The 19,129-nt window shown below is 68.5% G+C and carries 17 protein-coding genes and 1 pseudogene; 12 read left to right on the forward strand and 6 right to left on the reverse strand.

The window, feature by feature from the left end:
- Positions 1-3: 3 nt before the first annotated feature.
- Genes AB0I03_RS06995 through AB0I03_RS07005 form a run of 3 tightly spaced genes read right to left on the reverse strand, consistent with a single transcriptional unit; the run spans position 4 to position 1,990 of the window.
- A complete protein-coding gene (locus tag AB0I03_RS06995; protein WP_360407698.1) occupies positions 4-657 on the reverse strand; it encodes a DUF402 domain-containing protein in 654 nt (217 codons plus the stop codon).
- Between the two features lie 48 nt (positions 658-705).
- Positions 706-1,089: a hypothetical protein gene (locus AB0I03_RS07000; protein WP_360407701.1), complete on the reverse strand. Its 384-nt coding sequence runs from the start codon at positions 1,087-1,089 to the stop codon at positions 706-708.
- A 10-nt stretch (positions 1,090-1,099) separates the two neighbouring features.
- Positions 1,100-1,990: a Ku protein gene (locus AB0I03_RS07005; RefSeq protein WP_360407704.1), complete on the reverse strand. Its 891-nt coding sequence runs from the start codon at positions 1,988-1,990 to the stop codon at positions 1,100-1,102.
- A gap of 177 nt (positions 1,991-2,167) precedes the next feature.
- Between AB0I03_RS07005 and AB0I03_RS07010 the strand changes: the two genes are divergently transcribed.
- Genes AB0I03_RS07010 through ligD (AB0I03_RS07020) form a run of 3 tightly spaced genes read left to right on the forward strand, consistent with a single transcriptional unit; the run spans position 2,168 to position 4,601 of the window.
- Entirely contained in the window at positions 2,168-2,743 is a 576-nt protein-coding gene (locus AB0I03_RS07010; protein WP_360407707.1) for a DNA polymerase ligase N-terminal domain-containing protein, read from the forward strand.
- Positions 2,740-3,681, forward strand: a complete 942-nt coding sequence (gene ligD, locus AB0I03_RS07015; RefSeq protein WP_360407710.1) for a non-homologous end-joining DNA ligase — start codon at positions 2,740-2,742, stop codon at positions 3,679-3,681. Before AB0I03_RS07010 ends, ligD (AB0I03_RS07015) begins: the two co-directional genes overlap by 4 nt.
- Positions 3,681-4,601 carry a non-homologous end-joining DNA ligase gene (gene ligD, locus AB0I03_RS07020; RefSeq protein WP_360407713.1) on the forward strand — a complete coding sequence of 307 codons (921 nt, stop codon included), beginning with the start codon at positions 3,681-3,683 and terminating at the stop codon, positions 4,599-4,601. Before ligD (AB0I03_RS07015) ends, ligD (AB0I03_RS07020) begins: the two co-directional genes overlap by 1 nt.
- On the opposite strand, the gene AB0I03_RS07025 is transcribed toward ligD (AB0I03_RS07020), so the two are convergent.
- Together AB0I03_RS07025 and AB0I03_RS07030 are read right to left on the reverse strand one after the other, a co-directional pair.
- Positions 4,602-5,126 (reverse strand): hypothetical protein, encoded by a 525-nt coding sequence (locus AB0I03_RS07025; protein WP_360407716.1) that lies wholly within the window; start codon positions 5,124-5,126, stop codon positions 4,602-4,604. It lies immediately after the preceding gene.
- A 155-nt stretch (positions 5,127-5,281) separates the two neighbouring features.
- On the reverse strand, positions 5,282-5,893 hold the full coding sequence (locus AB0I03_RS07030) for a methyltransferase domain-containing protein (RefSeq protein ID WP_360407719.1): 612 nt from the start codon (positions 5,891-5,893) through the stop codon (positions 5,282-5,284).
- 297 nt (positions 5,894-6,190) lie between these two features.
- On the opposite strand from AB0I03_RS07030, the gene AB0I03_RS07035 reads away from it, so the two are divergent.
- On the forward strand, positions 6,191-7,234 hold the full coding sequence (locus AB0I03_RS07035) for a substrate-binding domain-containing protein (RefSeq protein WP_360407722.1): 1,044 nt from the start codon (positions 6,191-6,193) through the stop codon (positions 7,232-7,234).
- A gap of 69 nt (positions 7,235-7,303) precedes the next feature.
- On the opposite strand, the gene AB0I03_RS07040 is transcribed toward AB0I03_RS07035, so the two are convergent.
- A complete protein-coding gene (locus tag AB0I03_RS07040; protein WP_360407725.1) occupies positions 7,304-8,725 on the reverse strand; it encodes an endo-1,4-beta-xylanase in 1,422 nt (473 codons plus the stop codon).
- A gap of 325 nt (positions 8,726-9,050) precedes the next feature.
- On the opposite strand from AB0I03_RS07040, the gene AB0I03_RS07045 reads away from it, so the two are divergent.
- The 8 genes and pseudogenes from AB0I03_RS07045 to AB0I03_RS07080 all read left to right on the forward strand — a co-directional run bounded on the left by AB0I03_RS07045 (position 9,051) and on the right by AB0I03_RS07080 (position 19,109).
- The gene (locus AB0I03_RS07045) at positions 9,051-10,541 is read left to right on the forward strand and encodes a non-reducing end alpha-L-arabinofuranosidase family hydrolase (RefSeq protein ID WP_360407728.1); all 1,491 of its coding nucleotides are present in this window, start codon (positions 9,051-9,053) and stop codon (positions 10,539-10,541) included.
- A 206-nt stretch (positions 10,542-10,747) separates the two neighbouring features.
- A complete protein-coding gene (locus tag AB0I03_RS07050; protein ID WP_360407731.1) occupies positions 10,748-11,599 on the forward strand; it encodes an SDR family oxidoreductase in 852 nt (283 codons plus the stop codon).
- A gap of 172 nt (positions 11,600-11,771) precedes the next feature.
- Complete coding sequence (locus tag AB0I03_RS07055; protein ID WP_360407734.1) at positions 11,772-12,791, forward strand: LacI family DNA-binding transcriptional regulator; 1,020 nt, start codon at positions 11,772-11,774, stop codon at positions 12,789-12,791.
- Between the two features lie 33 nt (positions 12,792-12,824).
- Positions 12,825-14,102, forward strand: coding sequence for an extracellular solute-binding protein (locus AB0I03_RS07060; protein WP_360407737.1), 1,278 nt, complete (start codon positions 12,825-12,827; stop codon positions 14,100-14,102).
- Positions 14,103-14,412: 310 nt separating this feature from the next.
- Positions 14,413-15,012 (forward strand): annotated as a pseudogene (locus AB0I03_RS07065) (sugar ABC transporter permease); the annotation flags it as partial.
- Between the two features lie 79 nt (positions 15,013-15,091).
- Positions 15,092-15,985 carry a carbohydrate ABC transporter permease gene (locus AB0I03_RS07070; RefSeq protein WP_360407740.1) on the forward strand — a complete coding sequence of 298 codons (894 nt, stop codon included), beginning with the start codon at positions 15,092-15,094 and terminating at the stop codon, positions 15,983-15,985.
- Positions 15,986-16,034: 49 nt separating this feature from the next.
- Positions 16,035-16,991, forward strand: coding sequence for a glycosyl hydrolase family 32 (locus AB0I03_RS07075; protein WP_360407743.1), 957 nt, complete (start codon positions 16,035-16,037; stop codon positions 16,989-16,991).
- Positions 16,992-17,243: 252 nt separating this feature from the next.
- A complete protein-coding gene (locus AB0I03_RS07080; protein ID WP_360407746.1) occupies positions 17,244-19,109 on the forward strand; it encodes an RICIN domain-containing protein in 1,866 nt (621 codons plus the stop codon).
- Positions 19,110-19,129: the final 20 nt, after the last annotated feature.

Consider the following 19,129-nt stretch of genomic DNA (forward strand, 5'->3'; position numbering starts at 1 on the left):
GGCTCAGCGGCCGATCGGGGCGACACCTGCGGCGGGCCGGTCCCAGTCCGGTGGCAGCATCGAAGGCGCCCAGTCGGGTTCGGGTTTGAAGTCGGTCAGCGATCCGTCGAAGGGGTACCTCCCGGCTTCGATCAGCGCGATCACGCGCTCGCCCTCGGCCCTGATCGCGCCCGCTTCCGCTTCGGTCCAGTAGTCCGGGTGGCCGGTGCGCTCGTCGAACTCGTCCTCGTCCTTCCACCGCCAGGACCGGTCGGGATCGACCCAGATGTCGAGCGCGAGGTCCCGCCGGTCGAGACCGCCGCTCCAACGCGTGCAAGGGGTCTCGAGGTTCACGTACCAGCCGAGAAACGCATTGTCGGTGCCGAAGAACCACAGGACCGCATGCGCGGCACCGGGCGGAGTGAGCGTCAGGACGCTGGTGTCGGTCCACCGGTCCGGTGCGAGCATCGTCGGCACGGCGGCCAGCGCTTCGAGCGAGAACTTGCGCGTCCGCTCGCCGGTGAGCGTGGTCTGCCACATGACCTGCGAGCCTTCGGCGATCCAGGTCCGCACGCCGCGGTCGTCGTCGGCGACGACTCGCGCCGCGCCGACCGAGAGCAGGCGCCCGTCGCGTTGGACGTCCCTGTGCACGATCGTCTGCCCGATGTGAAAGGTCATGGGGTGCAGCGTAATACCGAGGGGCTAATCGCGCCGGTGCGCGAACGCTCAGGCCTGGAGGGCGAGGTGGCGGTGGTAGGTGCGGAGGAGGTCGCGGTAGTGGTCGGGGGTGAGGGTTTCGCCGGGGCGGGTGAGGGCGAGTTGGGCGATGTAGGAGACGAGGACGTCGCCGGGGTAGCTGAAGCCGTCGGTGTCGCAGTCGTGGAGCCAGGCCAGAAGGGGTTCGAGGGCGGCGCGGGCGGCCATGGTGACGTGCTCGGCGTGCGCGCGCAGGGCCATGGGGCCGGGGCGGCGGGGCCACCGGTCGGTCTCGAGGGCGATCGCGTCGGCGACCGCCTGCGTGAGCTCCTGCTTGAACTTGGAGTCGACCACCCAGTCCGGCAGCGGGTACCGGTCCTGCAGGGCTGCGGTCGCGGGGGCTGCCGAGGCCATGGGTCCCCGCTCAGGCGCTCTTCTGCTTGCGTGCGGCCTTCTTGGCGGCCTTCTTGGCGGTCTTCTTGGCCGTCTGCTTGCGCGCGGTGGTCTTCTTCGTGGCCTTCTTGGCGGTCTTCTTCGCGGGCCGGCGCCCGCCCTCCTTCGCTTCCACGCTCTTCTGCAGCGCGTCCATGAGGTTGATGACCTTCGCCTTCGGCGCCTCCTTCTTGGACTTCGCGGGCGTCTTGCCCCCGCGCGCCTTGGCGTCGATGAGGGCCCGCAGCGCCTCCTGGTACGTGTCGCTGTACTCCTCGGGGTCGAAGTCGCCGGTCATGGTGTCGATGAGGGTCGCGGCCATCTCCAGCTCCTGCGCGCGGGCCTCGCCTTCGAGGCCGCCGACCTCGGGGCGGCGGATCTCGTCGGGCCAGAGCATGGTGTGGAGGACGAGCACGTCGTCGCGGGGCCGGAGGGCGGCGAGGCTCTCGCGGCGGCGCAGCGCGACCCTGACGATCGCGATCTTGCCCGAGTCGAGCAGCGCCTCGCGCAGGAGCACGTACGGCTTGGCCGCGGCCTTGCCCGGGTCGGCGTAGTAGGACCGCTCGTAGTGGATCGGGTCGATCTGGTCGCCGCTCACGAACTGGACGACCTCGATCGTCTTCGACGAGCTCACGGGCAGGTCCTCGAGTTCGTCGTCGTCGAGGAGCACGGTCTCGCCGCTCTCGTGGTCCACGCCCTTGACGATGTCCTCGGGCGGGACGACCTCGTCGTCCAGTTCGCAGACCTTCTGATAGCGGATCCTGCCGCCGTCGGCCGCGTGGTACTGGTGCATCGAGACGTCGTGGTTCGATGTCGCCGATCGCAGGCTGACTGGGATGCTCACCAGCCCGAATGCGATCACTCCGGTCCAGATCGCAGGCATGACCACAGCATGGCACTTAGAGTGATCATGTGATCGCGATATGTGATCTTTCTTCGTTCCATCGTGACGGCACGCCCCGAACCGGGCCGTGTTGCACCAGCTCAGACGGGGTGGTCAGGCGTGGCAGGCAGGGACGCCGCGGTTTTGCCGGGACGCCGGCCGGGTATCTCAGCCGGCATGGCACGGGGGGACCAACTGGAGGAGTACCGGGCGAAGCGCGACCTGGCGAAGTCCGGCGAGCCCGCCGGCGGTCGCCACCGCAAAGGCGGCGGCGACCGGTTCGTGATCCAGCGCCACGAGGCCTCGCGCCTGCACTACGACCTCCGGCTCGAGGTCGACGGCGTGCTCGTCTCCTGGGCCGTCCCGAAGGGCCCCTCGCTCGACCCGCGCGACAAGCGGCTCGCCGTCCAGACCGAGGACCACCCGCTCGACTACGTCGACTTCGAAGGCCGCATCCCCGAGGGCGAGTACGGCGCGGGCACGATGATCGTCTGGGACACCGGCACCTACCGCAACGTCACCGCCAAGCGCCGCAAGCCGATCGCGATGGCCGACGCCGTCGAGCACGGCCACGTCTCGGTGTGGCTCGAAGGCGAGAAGATCCGCGGCGGCTTCGCACTGTCGAGGATGGGCGAGGGCCGCGACTGGATCCTGATCAAGAAGGACGACGAAGGCGCCGACCGCCGCCGCAAACCCGCCAAGACCCAGCTCGCGTCGGTGCTGACGGGCCGCACCAACCGGGACCTGGCATGACCGGCTTCCAAGTGCTCATGATGGCCTCGCTCACCGAGCGCCGGTTCTCCAACGACGACTGGCTGTTCGAGCGCAAGCTCGACGGCATGCGCGCGCTCGCCACCCGCGACGGCGGCCGCCCCCAGCTGTGGTCCCGCAACGGGAACCGGCTCGACGAGCGGTTTCCCGAGCTGGTCGACGCGCTCGAAGCGCTCGGCGGGCCCCGGTTCGCGGCGGACGGCGAGATCGTCGCGTTCGACGGCAGGATGACGAGCTTCGCGCGCCTCCAGGCGCGCATCCACCTCACCGGCGCCGCCCGCATCGCCGCGACGGGCGTGGAGGTCTACTACTACCTGTTCGACCTCCTCTCCTTCGACGGCGAGGACCTGACCCGGGAGCCGCTGCGCGAACGCAAGCGCCTCCTGCGGCGGGCCTTCGACTACCGCGACCCACTGCGGTACTCGGTGCACCGCAACACCGACGGCGAGGCGTTCTTCGCGCAGGCCTGCGAGCGCGGCTGGGAGGGGCTCATCGCCAAGCGCGCGAACTCGCGGTACCGCGCGGGCCGGTCGAAGGACTGGCTCAAGTTCAAGTGCGTGCGCGACCAGGAGTTCGTGGTGGGCGGCTTCACCGATCCGCAGGGCTCGCGCGCCGGGTTCGGGGCGCTGCTCGTCGGCTACTACGCCGGACGCGGAGAGCTGCGGTACGCGGGCAAAGTCGGCACGGGGTACAACGAGCGCACGCTGCGGGAGCTGCGAGCGCGCATGGACGCCTTGGCACAGGACGAGAAGCCGTTCGCCGACCCGGTGCGCGAGAAGGGCGCCCACTGGATACGCCCCGAGCCGGTGGTGCAGGTGGGCTTCAGCGAATGGACCGCCGAGGGGATGCTGCGCCATCCCCGCTACCGCGGCGAGCGCATCGACAAGCCCGCCCGCGAGGTAGTGAGGGAGACGAGCTGATGGCACCGGTGCTCCACGTCGCCGACCGCGACATCAACGTCTCCAGCCTCGACAAGGAGCTGTTCCCCGAGGACCACGTGAGCAAGGGCGACATGCTCCTCCACTACGGCACCGTGGCCGACGCGATGGTCCCCCACCTGGCCGGGCGCCCGCTGACCCTGCGCCGCTTCCCGCACGGGATCGGAACGGAGGGGTTCTTCCAGAAGCACCCGTCGGGCCTGCCCGGGTGGATGCACGTGGTCGAGATCGCGCACAAGCGCTCCGAAGGGTCCGATCCCTACGTGGTGTGCGACGACGCCGCGACCCTGCTGTACCTCGCGAACCTCACCGCCATCGAGTTCCACATCTGGACCGCGACGACCGCGGCCCTGGAACGACCCGACCGCCTCGTGATCGACGTCGACCCGCCCCCGGGCGTCACGGTCGCCGAGCTCCGCTCAGTCGCGAGGCGGGCCCGGGACCTCTGCACTGAGTTGGGTCTGACGCCGTTCCTGCAGGCCACGGGCGGGCGCGGCTACCATGTGGTCGCACCGCTCGACCGCTCCGCCGACTTCGGGTTCGTGCGCGCGCTCGCGGGCGGCATCACCGACCGCCTCGCCGCCGCCGACCCGGAGCGGCTGACCACCGCCTTCCGCAAGAACCAGCGCGGCGACCGGATCTTCCTCGACGCCAACCGCAACGGCCACGGGCAGACCTTCGTCGCCCCCTACTCGCTGCGCGCCCGCCCCGGCGCCGCGGTCGCCACCCCGCTCGACTGGAGCGAGCTCAGCCGGTCCACACCGGACGGCTACACCACCGCGTCCATCAGCAGGCGCCTCGCCCGCAAGACCGATCCGTGGGCGGACATGGACGACCACGCCGCGGCCCCGGCCGAAGTCCGGGAGCGCCTGGACGCCATGAACGGCACGAAGGCGGCCTAGTCATCGGGTGAAGGGCCGGAAGACCTTCGTACGGTCGAGGAAGACCTCGGAGAAGCACGCGCACCGGACGCCGCCCCGCAGGAGGCCCAGGAGGAAGTCCGCGGTCCCCATGTCGAAGCGTTCCCAGCCGTCGCCGTCCGCGTTCTCGACGTAGACGGGGTAGGCGTCGGCAGGGGTGCCGGGATCGACCCGCCAGAACAGGGTCTCGCCGGATCCCGTGCTGGCCCAGGCGATCAGGCGCGCGCCTTCGGGCAGGTCAGCGGGCCTGGTGTCGGGATCGTCCTCCCAGAACAACTCGAGGTCCGCGAAGACGGCGTCGGCGTCGAGCAGGTTCCGGCTCGGGTCGCGGTCGTCGGGGGCGAACATCCGGAGGTAGTCGAACCACAGCCCGCAGCCCCCGGCGTCCACCAGCCCGCGGTAGTCCCCGGGGAGCGGCGTCCGCAGCACGCTTTCGGCACGGCCCCAATCGAACGGCGCCGCGAGCGGCGTGAGGCGCGCGGCCTCGATGAGGTCTTCCAAGCTCATGGTCGGCGCTCCCTCCCGAATCGGCGGTGCCGGCCGCACAGCCTACCGTCGGCCACCGGGACCGGTTCGGCGCCGGGCCGACTGCGGGCCGACTGCGGGCGACTCCGCGCGCGACGCTTGCGAAGCCCCCGGTGCCGCAAGACGAGAGGTGTCCTTCAGCGGCGCTTGACCGCGCGGACGACCACGTCGTGGAGTTCCATCGACCGGCCGCCGCCGGTCACCGAGCGGACGGGTTCGGCGGCGGTGGTGACCGCCCACTCGGCCTCGTCCAGGCGGGCGGTGACGGCCGCGGCGGTGGTCGAGGCCGCCGCCGGATGGTGGTGGTGGCCTTGACCGGGCGGCTCCGCGAGGTGGCCGACGATGAGCAGGGTGCCGCCGGGGGCGACCCAGGTCGCGAGCCGGTCGTAGAACTCGGCGTGCGGCATCGCCGGGTGCGCGTAATGGGTCGTGACCAGGTCGAACCGGGCGGCCGGTTCCCAGGAGGCGAGGTCCGCGCGGATCCACTCCACCCGGTCGGCCGCCGGGTGCCCCGCGGCGTTCTGGGCCGCGAGGGCGAGGGCTTCGGCCGCGAGGTCGACGGCGGTGACCTGCCAGCCGGCCCCGGCCAGGTGCAGCGCCTCGGATCCCGCCCCGCACCCGGCGTCCAGGGCGGTGCCGGGAGTCAGGTCGTCTGCTGCGGCGGTGAGGTACGGGTTCGGCGGCGGCGCCGTCGCGGTCCCTCGTGCACGCCAGCGCTGTTCCCAAGCGTCCCTCTCGAATTCGTGCATCCTTCTCCTCCTCGCGGGCTCGTGCCCCGGGTCGGGCACCATTCGATGGTGCCGCGGAACGTTGAGAAAGCGCAAAGAAATTTGCCGATCGGCAAAGTGAGGGGATGGGCAGCTCATCCCCTCGCCCGGGCGCAGTCATCTCTCGAAAAATTTCGACTAGTATGCGATCGCGACCACAGCACTGTCCGTGGCTGCACCAGCAAATATGCTGCTGGACTGCTGGTTCTGCGGGCTATACGCCAGGTTCACCGAACTGCTAGGATCGAAATATTTTCGGATTGTCGAAAGGATCCCCCGGTGAGCCGGCAGCCCCGAACCGAGAAGATCACCCTCGCGGACGTCGCCCTGCGGGCAGGGGTCTCGCCGGCGACCGTCTCGAAGGTCCTCAATGGACGTAATGACGTGGCGGCGAGCACCCGCGAGCACGTCATGGACATCGTCGCGGAGCTCGGCTACCAGCCGACGACGCAGCGGCAGGACCGGCCCCGGAAGCCCGCGATCGTGGTCGTGCTCGACTTCGTCGCCTCCCCCTACGCGGGCACCGTGCTGCAGGAGATCCTCGCCGCCGCCACCGAGGCCGCGACCGATCTGCTGCTCAGGCTGCCGCCCCACCCCTCGGTCGGAGCGAGCCCCGAAGCCGCCCGCGAGTGGATCGCCCAGCAGCGGGCGTCAGGGGCCATCGGCATGGTCGAGCTCGCGGTCGCCTCGCCCGGCGCGGTGCTCAACGCCGCGAACGAAGCCCGGCTGCCGGTCGTCATGATCGACCCGATCGGCATGGCGGACTCCCGCGTCGTCACCATCGGCGCCACCAACTGGGCGGGCGCGCGCTCCGCGGCCGACCATCTCATCCGCTTCGGCCACCGCAGGATCGGCTGGATCGGCGGCCCGCTCAGCTCGGCCCCCTCGGCCGAGCGCTTCCACGGGTACCGGGCCGCGCTCGACGCCGCCGCGCTCGAACCGGATCCGGCGCTCATCCGCCACGACGCGTTCACGGTCGAGGCGGGTTTCAGGCACGGCCGCGAACTGCTGTCGATCGAGGAGCCGCCGACCGCCGTCGTCGCGGGAAACGACGAGATCGCGATCGGCGTCCTCGCCGCCGCAAAGGAGCTGGGCGTCGAGGTCCCCGGCGGGCTCTCCGTCACCGGATGCGACGACACCCCGCAGGCCGAATGGACCGCGCCCGGGCTCACGTCGGTGCGCCAGCCGCTGGCGGGCATGGGCCGCATGGCCGTCGACACCGTCCTGGCCATGGCGAAGGGCTCCCGGCCCGCGTCCCGTCACCTGCAGTTGGCGACGGCCTTGACCGTGCGCGACTCGACGGGCCCGGTCCCGGAGGACTGACCACAGAGGATCGCCGCCCGGCGACGAGGTCGCGTCCGGGCGGCGATCCGCGGGGTATGGCTTAATGGCTTACAGGTTCCAGCGTTGGTTGGTGCCGCCGTGGCAGGACCACAGCTGCACCTTGGAGCCGTTGGCGGTCGCAGCGGCAGCCACGTCAAGGCACAACCCCGACGCCGCATTGCTGATCGTGCCGTTCGAGTTCACATTCCAGCGCTGGTTCGCACCCCCATGACAGGACCAGATGATCGCCGCCGTCCCGTTGGCCGTACCGCCCCCCGAGGCGTCCAAGCACCGCTTGGAACCACCGGAGTACACCGAGATCTCACCGTTCGCGACCGTCCACTGCTGATTCGCCCCACTCCAGCAGTCATAGATCTGCAACTGCGTCCCATTCGTCGTCGACTGATTCGGCACATCCAAACACCGATTCGACGCCACCGAGGTGACGTGGCCGCCGTCGCCGCCGCCCGGGTTGCCGTTGTTCAGCGCGGCGAGCACGGAGTGGTAGGCCTGCTTCTTCTGGTAGTTGCCGTCGAAGAGCAGCGGGTTGTCGTCGCGCCACGAGTACTTGTCGGTGATGCCCCAGACGGTGATGCCCTTGCAGCGGGCGACCGCCATGCACGCGTTGGTGACCGCGGCGTAGGTGGAAGCCTGGCCCGATCCCTGGCCGACGTCGAGCTCGGTGATCTCCACGTCCACGCCGAGGTCGGCGAAGCGCTGGAGGTTGGCCTGGTAGCTGCTCAGGTTCTCGTTGTGGGCGATGTGGGTCTGGAAGCCGACGCAGTCGATCGGGACGCCGCGGGCCTTGAAGTCGCGCACCATGTTGTAGATCGCGGTGCTCTTCGCGTTGATCGAGTCGGTCCCGTAGTCGTTGTAGCACAACGTGACGTTCGGGTCGGCCGCGTCCGCGGCCCGGAAGGCCTCCTCGATCCAGCCGTTGCCGAGCTGCCGCTGGAGGTTCGACTGGCGGCGCGAGCCGTCCCACTCGAACGCCTCGTTGACCACGTCCCAGGCGAAGATGTCGCCCTCGTAGTGGTTCGCGACGCCCGAGATGTGGTTCAGCATCGCGCTGCGCAGGTTCTGGCCGGTCAGGTTCTGCACCCAACCGGGTTGCTGGGCGTGCCAGACGAGGGTGTGGCCGCGGACCTTCATGCCGCGGGCCTGCGCCCAGTTGACGAGCTGGTCGCCTCCGGAGAAGTTGAACTGGCCGGGGTTGGGCTCGGTCGCGTCCCACTTCATGGCGTTCTCGGCGACGACCGAGTTGAACTCGGCCCCAAGGGTGTTGGCGTAGGCGGCCTCGCTCAGGTACTGCGTGGAGACGGCGGCCCCGAAGTAGCGGCCGCTCTCGGCGGCCGAGGTGCCCAGCGTGGTGCCGGCCTGCGCGGTCCCTGGGGACATCACGAGCGCTGTCGTGGCGGCCAGACCGGCGGTCGCGATTGCGGCGATCGTCGACCAGGCGCGGCGCCGTCGCCGCGGTGAACTGGTGATCATGGTGTTCCTCTTGGTGCTCGCGGGAAGGGTCATCGAAGAAGTCCTTCGAAAGTTTCGAAGTGCGTACCGAAACTTGCGTCCTCGAACTATAGATATGTTTCGATACCTCGTCAAGTAGGACAGTGAGCGCATCCGCGGCGTACCGCCTCCGGGCGAGCCGCCGCGGACCCGGTCCTGCGAATTCGCATCGATCTATTTACATGCGACGAGACGTCTGTCTATCCTGTGTACACATCTCATGTTTCGGCCGCCGGGTCGAAACTTTCGAAGACCCTGATGTTGTTAGCGATAACCACACAGTGGACATGATCAGAGAGGCAACCCCATGAGGCATCCGACGCGATGGCGATCGTGGATCGCGCTGCTGGCGACGACGCTGGCAGCGGCCCTCGCCGCAGCGACCTTGAGCGCCGCCCCGGCACAGGCCGCCCCGCTTCCCTCGTCCTTCCAATGGAGTTCCACGGGCGCGCTGGTCGCCCCGCAGCAGACCGCGCCAGGCCGGACCCTGGTGTCGATCAAGGACCCGTCCGTGGTCCAGGTCGACGGCAAGTACTACGTCTACGCCACCACCGCGGACACCAACGGCGGCTGGTCCCTGACCTCCTTCGGCGGATTCACCGACTGGTCCCAGGCCGGCCAGGCCCCGCAGTACCACCTGTCCCGGACTCCGATCGGCAGCGGCTACCGAGCCGCCCCGCAGGTGTTCTACTTCGAACCTGACAACCAGTGGTACCTGATCTACCAGACGGGCCTGCCGTCGTTCTCCACCCTGACCCACCCCGGGCAGCCGCAGAGTGCTTCGGCGCCCAGGAACTTCATGAACAACCACGGCATCGCCGACGCCGGCTCGTCGTACATCCTCGACTACTGGGTCGCCTGCGACGAGGTGAACTGCTACCTGTACTTCAACAACGACAAGCAGAAGTTCTACCGCGCGCAGACCACCGTGGCGGAGTTCCCGAACGGCTTCGGCGACGTCGAGCTGTTCATGGAGGCGCCCAACCAGAGCCTGTTCGAGGGCACCAACGTCTACAAGCTCGGCGACTCCGGCCAGTACCTGCTCGTCGTCGAGGGCATCGGCTCGAACGGCGCCCGCTACTTCCGGTCCTGGACCTCCAACCGGCTCGACGCGAACTTCAACGAGTGGGTCCCGCTGGCCAACACCCAGTCCAACCCGTTCGCCGGCGCCGCCAACGTCTCCTTCCCAGGAGGGGCCTGGACGCAGGACATCAGCCACGGCGAGGCGGTCCGCGTGGACGGCAACCAGACCATGGAGATCGATCCGTGCAACATCGACTTCCTCTACCAGGGCAGAAACCCGAACTCCAACGGCATGGAGTACTCGCAGCTGCCTTACCGGCTCGGGCTGCTCAACCACACCAACCCGACCCCCGACTGCGGGAGCGGCGACCCGGGCGGGGGTGACTCGGGTCAGCTGCGCGGCACCGCGTCGAATCGGTGTTTGGATGTGCCGAATCAGTCGACGACGAATGGGACGCAGTTGCAGATCTATGACTGCTGGACTGGGGCGAATCAGCAGTGGACGGTCGCGAACGGTGAGATCTCGGTGTACTCCGGTGGTTCGAAGCGGTGCTTGGACGCCTCGGGGGGCGGTACGGCCAACGGGACGGCGGCGATCATCTGGTCCTGTCATGGGGGTGCGAACCAGCGCTGGAACGTGAACTCGAACGGCACGATCAGCAATGCCGCGTCGGGGTTGTGCCTTGACGTGGCGGCTGCTGCGACCGCCAACGGCTCCAAGGTGCAGCTGTGGTCCTGCCACGGCGGCACCAACCAACGCTGGACGCTCACCTAGATGCAGTAAAGCCCAAGGGCCCCAAGCAGATGCTTGGGGCCCTTCTCGTGGTACCACCAGGGCTGAGCACCGAGCAGGCCCTCAAAGTCCTCGTCGCCTCCTGCGATCCGTCTGTCTGCTGGCTTCTGCGGAGTTCACCCGGGCGGCCTCCGCATCGCCGGGGATACTGGCGGATGGTCGTGAAACGCAGAGGAAGGGGCCAGCGCATGGGACTCATCGCCGTCACCGGTGCCACAGGTCAGCTCGGGTCGAGGGTCGCGCGGATGCTCGCCGAACGCGGTGCGGCGCAGCGGCTCGTCGTGCGCGATCCGTCGCGCGCGCCCGAACTGGACAGCGCTGAGGTCGCAGTCGCCTCCTTTGAGGACGAATCAGCGCTGCGCACCGCATTGACCGGCGTCCAGACCCTGTTCCTAGTCTCTGCGCACGAGAGCCGGGACCGGATGCCCGAACATCGCAGCGCGGTGCGCGCCGCGGTTGCTGCCGGGGTCGAACGCGTCGTCTACACCTCGTTCCTGGGCGCGTCGCCGGCCGCGACGTTCACGTTCGCGCGCGAGCATTCGCAGACCGAGCAGCTCATCGCCGAATCCGGGCTGCGGCTCACCGCGCTGCGGAACTCGCTGTACGCCGACATGCTGCCGTTGTTCGTCCAGGACGGCGTGATCCGCGGGCCCGCCGGGCAGGGCAGGGTCGCCTGGGTCGCCCGCCACGACGTGGCCCGGCTCGCGGTGGAGGCCCTGCTGGATCCCGCCCACGCCGACCGCGTCTACGACGTCTCCGGGCCGGAGCCGGTCGACCTCTACGAGTCCGCGCGGATCCTCGGCAAGGTGACCGGCCGCGAGATCGCCTACGTTCCGGAGACCGATGAGGAGGCCCGCGCCTCCCGCGCCGGCGCCGAGGATTGGCAGATCGCCGGGTGGGCGGGCTCGTACAAGGCCATCGCGACCGGCGAGACCTCGGTGACCAGCCATACGATCGAACACGTCACCGGTAGGCGCCCTTGGGGACTCGAGGAGTTCTTGCGCAACGAGCCGGAGTCCTGGAGCCACCTCGCCGCTTGAGGCGCGCTTCAAGCCGCTCGGCGCATGAGCCCGGGCGCATCGATGTTGTTCAATCGTTATCTTTTCGAGCCCGTTTCGCAGCGGTCGGTCTATAGGTTCAGTTAATCGTTTAACTGTGACCGTCTAGTCTTTGACGGGTCTCAGTTAATCGATTGACCGAATGGAGCATGCGATGGCGACCCGACCACCCCGCCTGACCGACGTAGCCAAGGCCGCCGGGGTCTCTACGGCGACGGCCTCCATGGCGCTCAACGGATCCGGCGGCAACCGCATCAGTACCGAGACGCGCGACCGGGTCCTCGCCGCCGCCGCCGAGCTGGGCTACCGTCCCAACACCGTCGCCCGCGGCCTGCGCACCCGGCGCACCCACATGATCGGGTTCGTCGGGGACAACGTGGCCACCACCCCGTTCGCGGGCCAGATGATCCGCGGCGCGCACGACGCGGCCCGGCAGGCAGGGTTCCTGCTGCTCATGATCGACACCATGGGCGACCCCGACGAGACCGGCGAGGCCATCGCCGCCCTCCAGGAGCGCCAGATCGACGGCATCGTCCTGGCGACCATGTACCACCAGGTCACCGAGGTGCCGAAGGAGATCAAGTCCACGCCGGTCGTACTGCTCGACTCGCGCACCGCCGACTACTCGGTCTCCTCGGTGGTGCCCGACGAGCGCGGCGGCGCGCTCGGCGTCCTGGCGGAACTCGCCGCGGCCGGCCACCGGCGCATCGGCCACGTCACCACCCTCGAAGACGTCGAGGCCCGCCACCTCCGCCTGGCCACCTGGCGCGAGCACGTCACCGCCTACGGCCTCGACGCCGACGACCTGCTGGCCGAGACCGCCGAAGCGAGGACCCACGGCGGCTACGAATCCGCCATGCGGCTGCTCGGCCGCCCCGAGCGGCCCACGGCGATCTTCTGCTTCAACGACCGGATGGCCATGGGCGTCTACCGCGCCGCCGCCGAACTCGGACTCTCCATTCCCGGCGACCTCTCCGTCGTCTCCTACGACGACCAGGAACTCATCGCCCCGGAGCTCGCTCCCGGGCTGACCTCGGCGGCCCTGCCCCACTACGAAATGGGCAGCTGGGCCGTCAACGAGCTGCTCCGCAGGCTCGACGAACCCGACGCCGAACCCGTACAGCACCTCATGCCCTGCCCGATCGCCCGGCGCGACTCCGTCGCCCCGGCGTGACCCTTCGATCCGATCCCAATGGAGTGAACCGCGATGCAACGCCGTGACCTGATGAAACTCGCCGCCGCCTCGGGCGGCGCCGCCCTGGCGGGCAGTGCCCTGACCGCCTGCTCCTCGGGCGGCAACGCCGCCGACGGCACCCTGCTGCTGTGGACCCACAGCGCCGGCAACGACACCGAGCTGGCCGTCACCGACCAGATCCTCGAATCCTTCAACGGCGGCCAGGACGACTACACCGTCGAACGCGAATCCTTCCCGCAGGACGCCTACAACGACACGGTCAGTGCGGCCTCGCTCTCCGGCGACCTGCCCGACGCCCTCACTGTGGACGGCCCCAACGTACCCAACTGGGCCTGGGCAGGGCACCTCCAACCCCTCGACCTGCCCGCCGAGGTGACCGACAAGTTCCTGCCGTCCACGCTCGGGATCTTCCAGGACCAGCTGTACTCGATCGGCCACTGGGAGGCGGCCTGCTCGATCTTCGCCCGCGAATCGGTCCTCGAGGCCGCGAAGATCCGCATCCCGACCCTCGACGCGCCGTGGACGGGCGAGGAGTTCGACGAGGCGCTCCAGCGCATCGCCGCCGACACCGACTACCAGTGGGCGATCGACTTCGCCACCGCCGACATCGGCGAGTGGTACCCCTACGCGTACTCGCCGTTCCTGCAGAGCTTCGGCGGCGACCTGATCGACCGCTCCACGTACCTGACCGCCGGGGGCGCCCTCAACGGGCCCGAAGCCCTCGCCTGGGGGCAGTGGTTCCAGGGCCTGTTCACCGGCGGACTCGCGAACATCGAGTCGCCGATCGGCGGCGAGGACTTCAACCAGGGCAAGGCCGCGATGTCCTTCAACGGCAACTGGAACGCCCTGGCCGCCATGGACCTCTACGACGACGTCCTGTTCCTGCCGCCGCCCGACTTCGGCAACGGCCCCAAGATCGGCGGCGGCTCATGGCAGTGGGCGGTCACCAGCGCCGCCGACCCGGCCGGGGCGAACACCTTCCTGCAGGCGGCGCTGTCCGACAAGTTCGTGGCCGAGTTCGCCAACGCCACCGGGCTCATCCCCGCCACCGAAGCGGCCGCGGAGTTGACCGAGAACTACGCGCCCGGCGGGGCCCTGCGGATGATGGTCGACTACTCGCGGAACTTCGCGGTCCTGCGACCCGAGACGCCGGCCTACACCGTCATCGCGAGCGTCTTCACCCAGTACACCGGCGACATCATCCACGGCGGCGACGTCCAGGCCGCCCTCGACTCGGCAGTGGCCGAAATCGACGCCGACATCGAGTCGAACTCCGGTTACGGGTTCTAAGAAGGGCGATCATATGACCATCGCCAGCACCGACCGAGTCGCCGCCGCAGCAGCAGCCGCCGACCGCGTACCGACACCGCAGCGGCACAACCGCCGCCGAGGCAACTTCAGCCGCTCCGAACAGCGAGCCGGGACCGTCTTCGCCATTCCGGCCATCGTGCTGCTGCTGCTGTTCGTGATCGGCCCGGCAGTGGTGTCGCTGGCCATGAGCTTCACCAACGCCCGGCTCGTCTCGCCGGTCGCGCCGGAGTTCGTGGGCCTGGACAACTTTCGGCGCGCTTTCACCGAGGACCCGGTGTTCACCCGCTCCATGCTGAACACGTTCGTGTTCGCGGCGCTCGTCGTGCCGCTGCAGGGCGGACTCGGCCTGGTGCTGGCGATCCTGGTCAACCAGAAGATCGCCGGACGGAACCTGTTCCGCACGATCTACTTCCTGCCGGTGATCACCTCGATGGTCGTCATCAGCCTGCTGTGGCGCTTCCTGTACCAAGAGGACGGCCTGGTCAACTCCGCGCTGTCCATGCTCACCGGCGGCGTGTGGGCGGGCCAGGCCTGGCTCGCCGACCCGTCGACCGCCATGGGCGCGATCGTGGTGATGAGCGTCTGGCAAGGCGTCGGCTTCCACATGATCATCTGGCTCGCCGGGCTCCAGACCATCCCCGACGAGGTCTACGAAGCGGCCGCGCTCGACGGCACCACGCCATGGGAACGGTTTCGCCACATCACCTTGCCGCTGCTCAAACCCACGTTCGTGTTCGTGCTCATCACCATCACGATCGCCGCGATGGGCCTGTTCATCCAGGTCGACATCATGACCGACGGCGGGCCGCTGAACTCCACCAGCTCCATCGTCTTCCAGATCGTCCAGAAGGGATTCCAGCAGCAGCAGATCGGCTACGCCGCAGCCCTGTCGCTGGTGTTCTTCTGCCTCGTGCTCACCCTGGCGCTGATCCAGCGCCGCCTGACCCGCGACAAGGACTTAGGCCGCCATGACCGCAATGACGCTGAGGCCGCACCGCCGCCGGTGGGTGTACCTGCCGATGACGCTCCTGGCCGTGTTCTTCCTGTTCCCCATCGTGTTCATGCTGGCCGCCAGCTTCAAGGGCGACCACCAGATCTTCGCCGACATGGACTCGTTCCGGGCGTTCCTGCCCGTCGGCGACGTCTCGTTCGCCAACTACGCGGCCGTGTTCGACCGCGTCCCGTTCTGGCGCTTCCTGGGCAACACGATCTTCGTGACCTTCATGGTGACCGCGCTCGGCCTCATCGTGAACTCCCTGTGCGGCTACGCGCTCGCCCGGATGCGCTGGAAGGGCCGGGGACTGGTCTTCGGCTTCATCATCGCCACGCTCATCCTGCCGTTCGACACCACCATCGTCCCGATGGTCTACCTGGTCGCGAACCTGCCGTGGATCGGCTTCGAGGGCATCCGGCCGGTCCTGGAGATCGGCTGGCTCAACACCTACCACGTGCAGATCATCCCGTTCGTGGTGAACGCCTTCTCGATCTTCCTGTTCGCCCAGTACTTCAAGAGCCTCCCCAAAGGACTCGAAGAGGCCGCGGCGATGGACGGGGCCGGATGGCTGCGCACCTACTGGCGGATCATCGTGCCGCTGTCGAAGCCGGTGTTCGCCACGGTCACCATCCTGACCGTCGTGACCTCCCCCGCGACCTGGAACGCGTACCTCTGGCCGCTCATGACCGTGCAGAGCGAGGAGCTGCGGCCGGTCATGGTCGGCGTCCAGTACTTCTTCCAGCTCGACACCTCCTGGGGCGAGGTGATGGCCTACATCTCGATGATCACGATCCCGATGGTCGCCGTCTTCATCGCGTTCCAGCGGGCCTTCATCCAGTCCATCGCCAGCGCGGGCATGAAGGACTGAACGGCCCCTCCCCCCAGCACCCCTGAACTGCGATCAATGAAGGAAACCGATGCTGAAACTCGCCGACCACTGGGTCTGGGACTCGTGGTACGCCACCGACGACGACGGCCGGCACCACGTGTTCTTCCTGCGGGCGTCCCGTGCGCTCCAGGAGGAGGGCCGCCGGCACCAGCGTGCGTCGATCGGCCACGCCGTCTCGGACGACCTGCGCGAATGGACACTGCTGCCGGATGCGCTGGTGTGCGCCGACGCTCCGGCCTGGGACGACCAGGCGACGTGGACCGGGTCGGTCGTTCGCGACGGCCAGGGCCGGTGGCGGATGTTCTACACCGGCGTGTCCCGATCCGAGAACGGACTGGTCCAGCGGATCGGTTCGGCCGTGTCCGATGACCTGGTCACCTGGACGCGGCTGCCCGGACCGCAGGTCGAGGCCGATGCGCGGTACTACGAGAAGTTCGGGCCCGACTCGGGCTGGTTCGACGAGGCCTGCCGCGACCCGTGGGTGTTCCCCGACCCCGGGGGTGATGGCTGGCGGATGCTGTTCACCGCGCGCGTCTCGGGCCCGGAGCCGGCCCGCGAGCGCGGCGTGGTCGGCCACGCCCGCTCGGCGGACCTGGAGACCTGGGAGGTGCTGCCGCCGCTGAGCCGGCCGGACGCGCTCGGCTTCGGCCAGATCGAGGTGTGCCAGCTGCACCAGGTGGACGGCCAGTGGCTGCTGCTGTTCTGCTGCGGCGGCGCGGAAGCCGCCGATGCTCGACGGGCGCTCGGGGAGACCGGCGACAACTACGTCGTGCCGGTCGAGGATCCACTGGCCGGATTCGACATCGCCAAGGCCCGCCCGTTCGAGCACGAGAGCCTGTACGCCGCCCGCCTGCACGACATCGATGGCAGGGCGCATCTCATCGGTTTCCGGAATACCGAGAACGGTGCGTTCGTGGGCGAACTGACTGATCCCATTCCGGTGCAGTGGGACGGTGAGCGGCTCGTGCGAATCGATCGATACTGAGCAATCAGCGCACTTATCGCAATCAGAAGACCAAGGCAGGCCGTTCCTGATCGCGGAACGGCCTGCCTTTGGTTTAACTGAAATTAACTCGCCGGCGTCCATTGATTTAACCTCGATTAACCAAATACATTTGCCTATGTCAATTCCACGCATGAGCAATGCAGATTTGGAGCGATGATGCTGCAAACCTCGAGACGGGCGCTGTTCCGCGCCGCCGGTGTCGGCGGTGCCGCCTGCCTGATCGGTGTCCCAATGGCCAGTCCAGCGGCTGCACAATCCCTGTCGCGGCGCCCCTACTACCACTACTCCGTCCCCAAGGGCTGGAAGAACGACCCGCAGCGGCCGATCTACGTCAATGGGCAGACGTACTACTACTACCTGTACAACAAGGACTTCCCATCGGCAGTCGGCACCTCGTGGCGACTGGTCGCCTCTGACGACAATGTCGCATTCCGCGACCTCGGCGACGCCATTGCCAAGGAGACCAATCCGAACGGGTCGATCTGGTCCGGATGCCTCGTCGTCGACGAGCGCAACACGGCCGGCTACGGCGCGGGCGCCATCATCGCCCTCGCGACGCAAGAGGACCGATTCGCGCCGGCTCCCCATAAGCAGGCGCAATTCCTGTTCTACTCGACCGACGGCGGCCGCACCTTCAACCGGCGCGACCAGGTCGCCCTGGCCAACCCCGGCGTCGTGGACTTCCGCGACCCCAAGATCATCTGGGACGAGGCCCGCGGCCGGTGGGTGATGGCCCTCGCCGAGAACGACAAGGTCGGGTTCTACCACTCCAACGACCTCAAGAGCTGGACGTACGTCGACGGGTTCATCAGGGGCGGCCTGGGCGTCTTCGAATGCCCGGACCTGTTCTGGATGGACTCCGACACCGGCCCCGGCCAGTGGGTGCTGGGCGTCAGCGTCAACGCCAAGCACCTCGGCCTGCCGGCGAACTACGCGTACTGGACCGGGGACTTCAACGGCTACAACTTCTTCCCGAACCACGCCGACCCGAAGTGGCTCGACTACGGCTGGGACTGGTACGCGGCCGTCACCTGGGAACGCAGGGTGAACGGTCAGATCGACCCCAAGACCCGGTACGCCATCGGCTGGATGAACTTCTGGGACTACGCGAACAACACCCCCACCTGGGATTCGGACGGGTTCAACGGGACCGACTCGATCGTCCGCGAAGTCTCGCTCAAGTGGTACGGGTCAGAGTCAGCGCTGGTCTCCACGCCGGTCCGGACCCTGGAAGCGCGCGCCTCGAGGCGAATCAACCTCGGCGACATCACCGTCGACGGCAGGACCGTGCTCGACTACCGGGGACGCGCGTACCAGATCCAGACCCGCGTCACCTGGAACCAGCTCCAGAATCTTGGGCTGCAGCTGCGGCTGTCGAACGACGACTCCAGGCACATCGACGCCGGCGTCTACCACGACTTCGCCTACGTCAACAGGGAATTCACCGGCAACCCTGACAGCCGCTGGCTCGAGAGCCACACGCCCTTCGACCCGGCCCGGCGCGAGGTGAACCTGCGGATCCTGGTCGACAACCTCTCAGTCGAGATGTTCGTCGACGACGGCCGGTACGTCCACTCCAGCCTGACGTACCCCGAGAACGCCGACGACCGGATCGCGCTGTACACCGACGGGGGCCCGGCGGTCTTCCACGACGTCACGATCACCGAGTTCAACCCGATGGTCGCGACCGCGTTCGCGCGGATCAAGAACCGCGCGACCGGCCTGTACCTCGACGGCATGGGCCGCACCAGCAACGGCGCCGACACCGGGCAGTGGGCCTCCAGCGCCGGCAGCCAGAACCAGCAGTGGGTCGTGGAGAACACCGGCTCGTACGTGCGCATCAAGAACCGCGCCACCGGCCTGTACCTCGACGGCATGGGCCGCACCACCAACGGCTCGAGCGCCGGCCAATGGGCCAGCAGCGTCAACTACAACCAGCAGTGGGTCGTGGAGAACACCGGCTCGTACGTGCGCATCAAGAACCGCGCGACCGGCCTGTACCTCGACGGCATGGGCCGCACCACCAACGGCTCGAGCGCCGGCCAGTGGGCCCTCAGCAGCAGCAACAACCAGCAGTGGACCATCGAAGCCGCCTGAGCGGCGCGGCACGAACGGGC

The sequence above is a fragment of the Glycomyces sp. NPDC021274 genome, from assembly GCF_040641195.1.
Lineage (GTDB): Bacteria > Actinomycetota > Actinomycetes > Mycobacteriales > Micromonosporaceae > Glycomyces.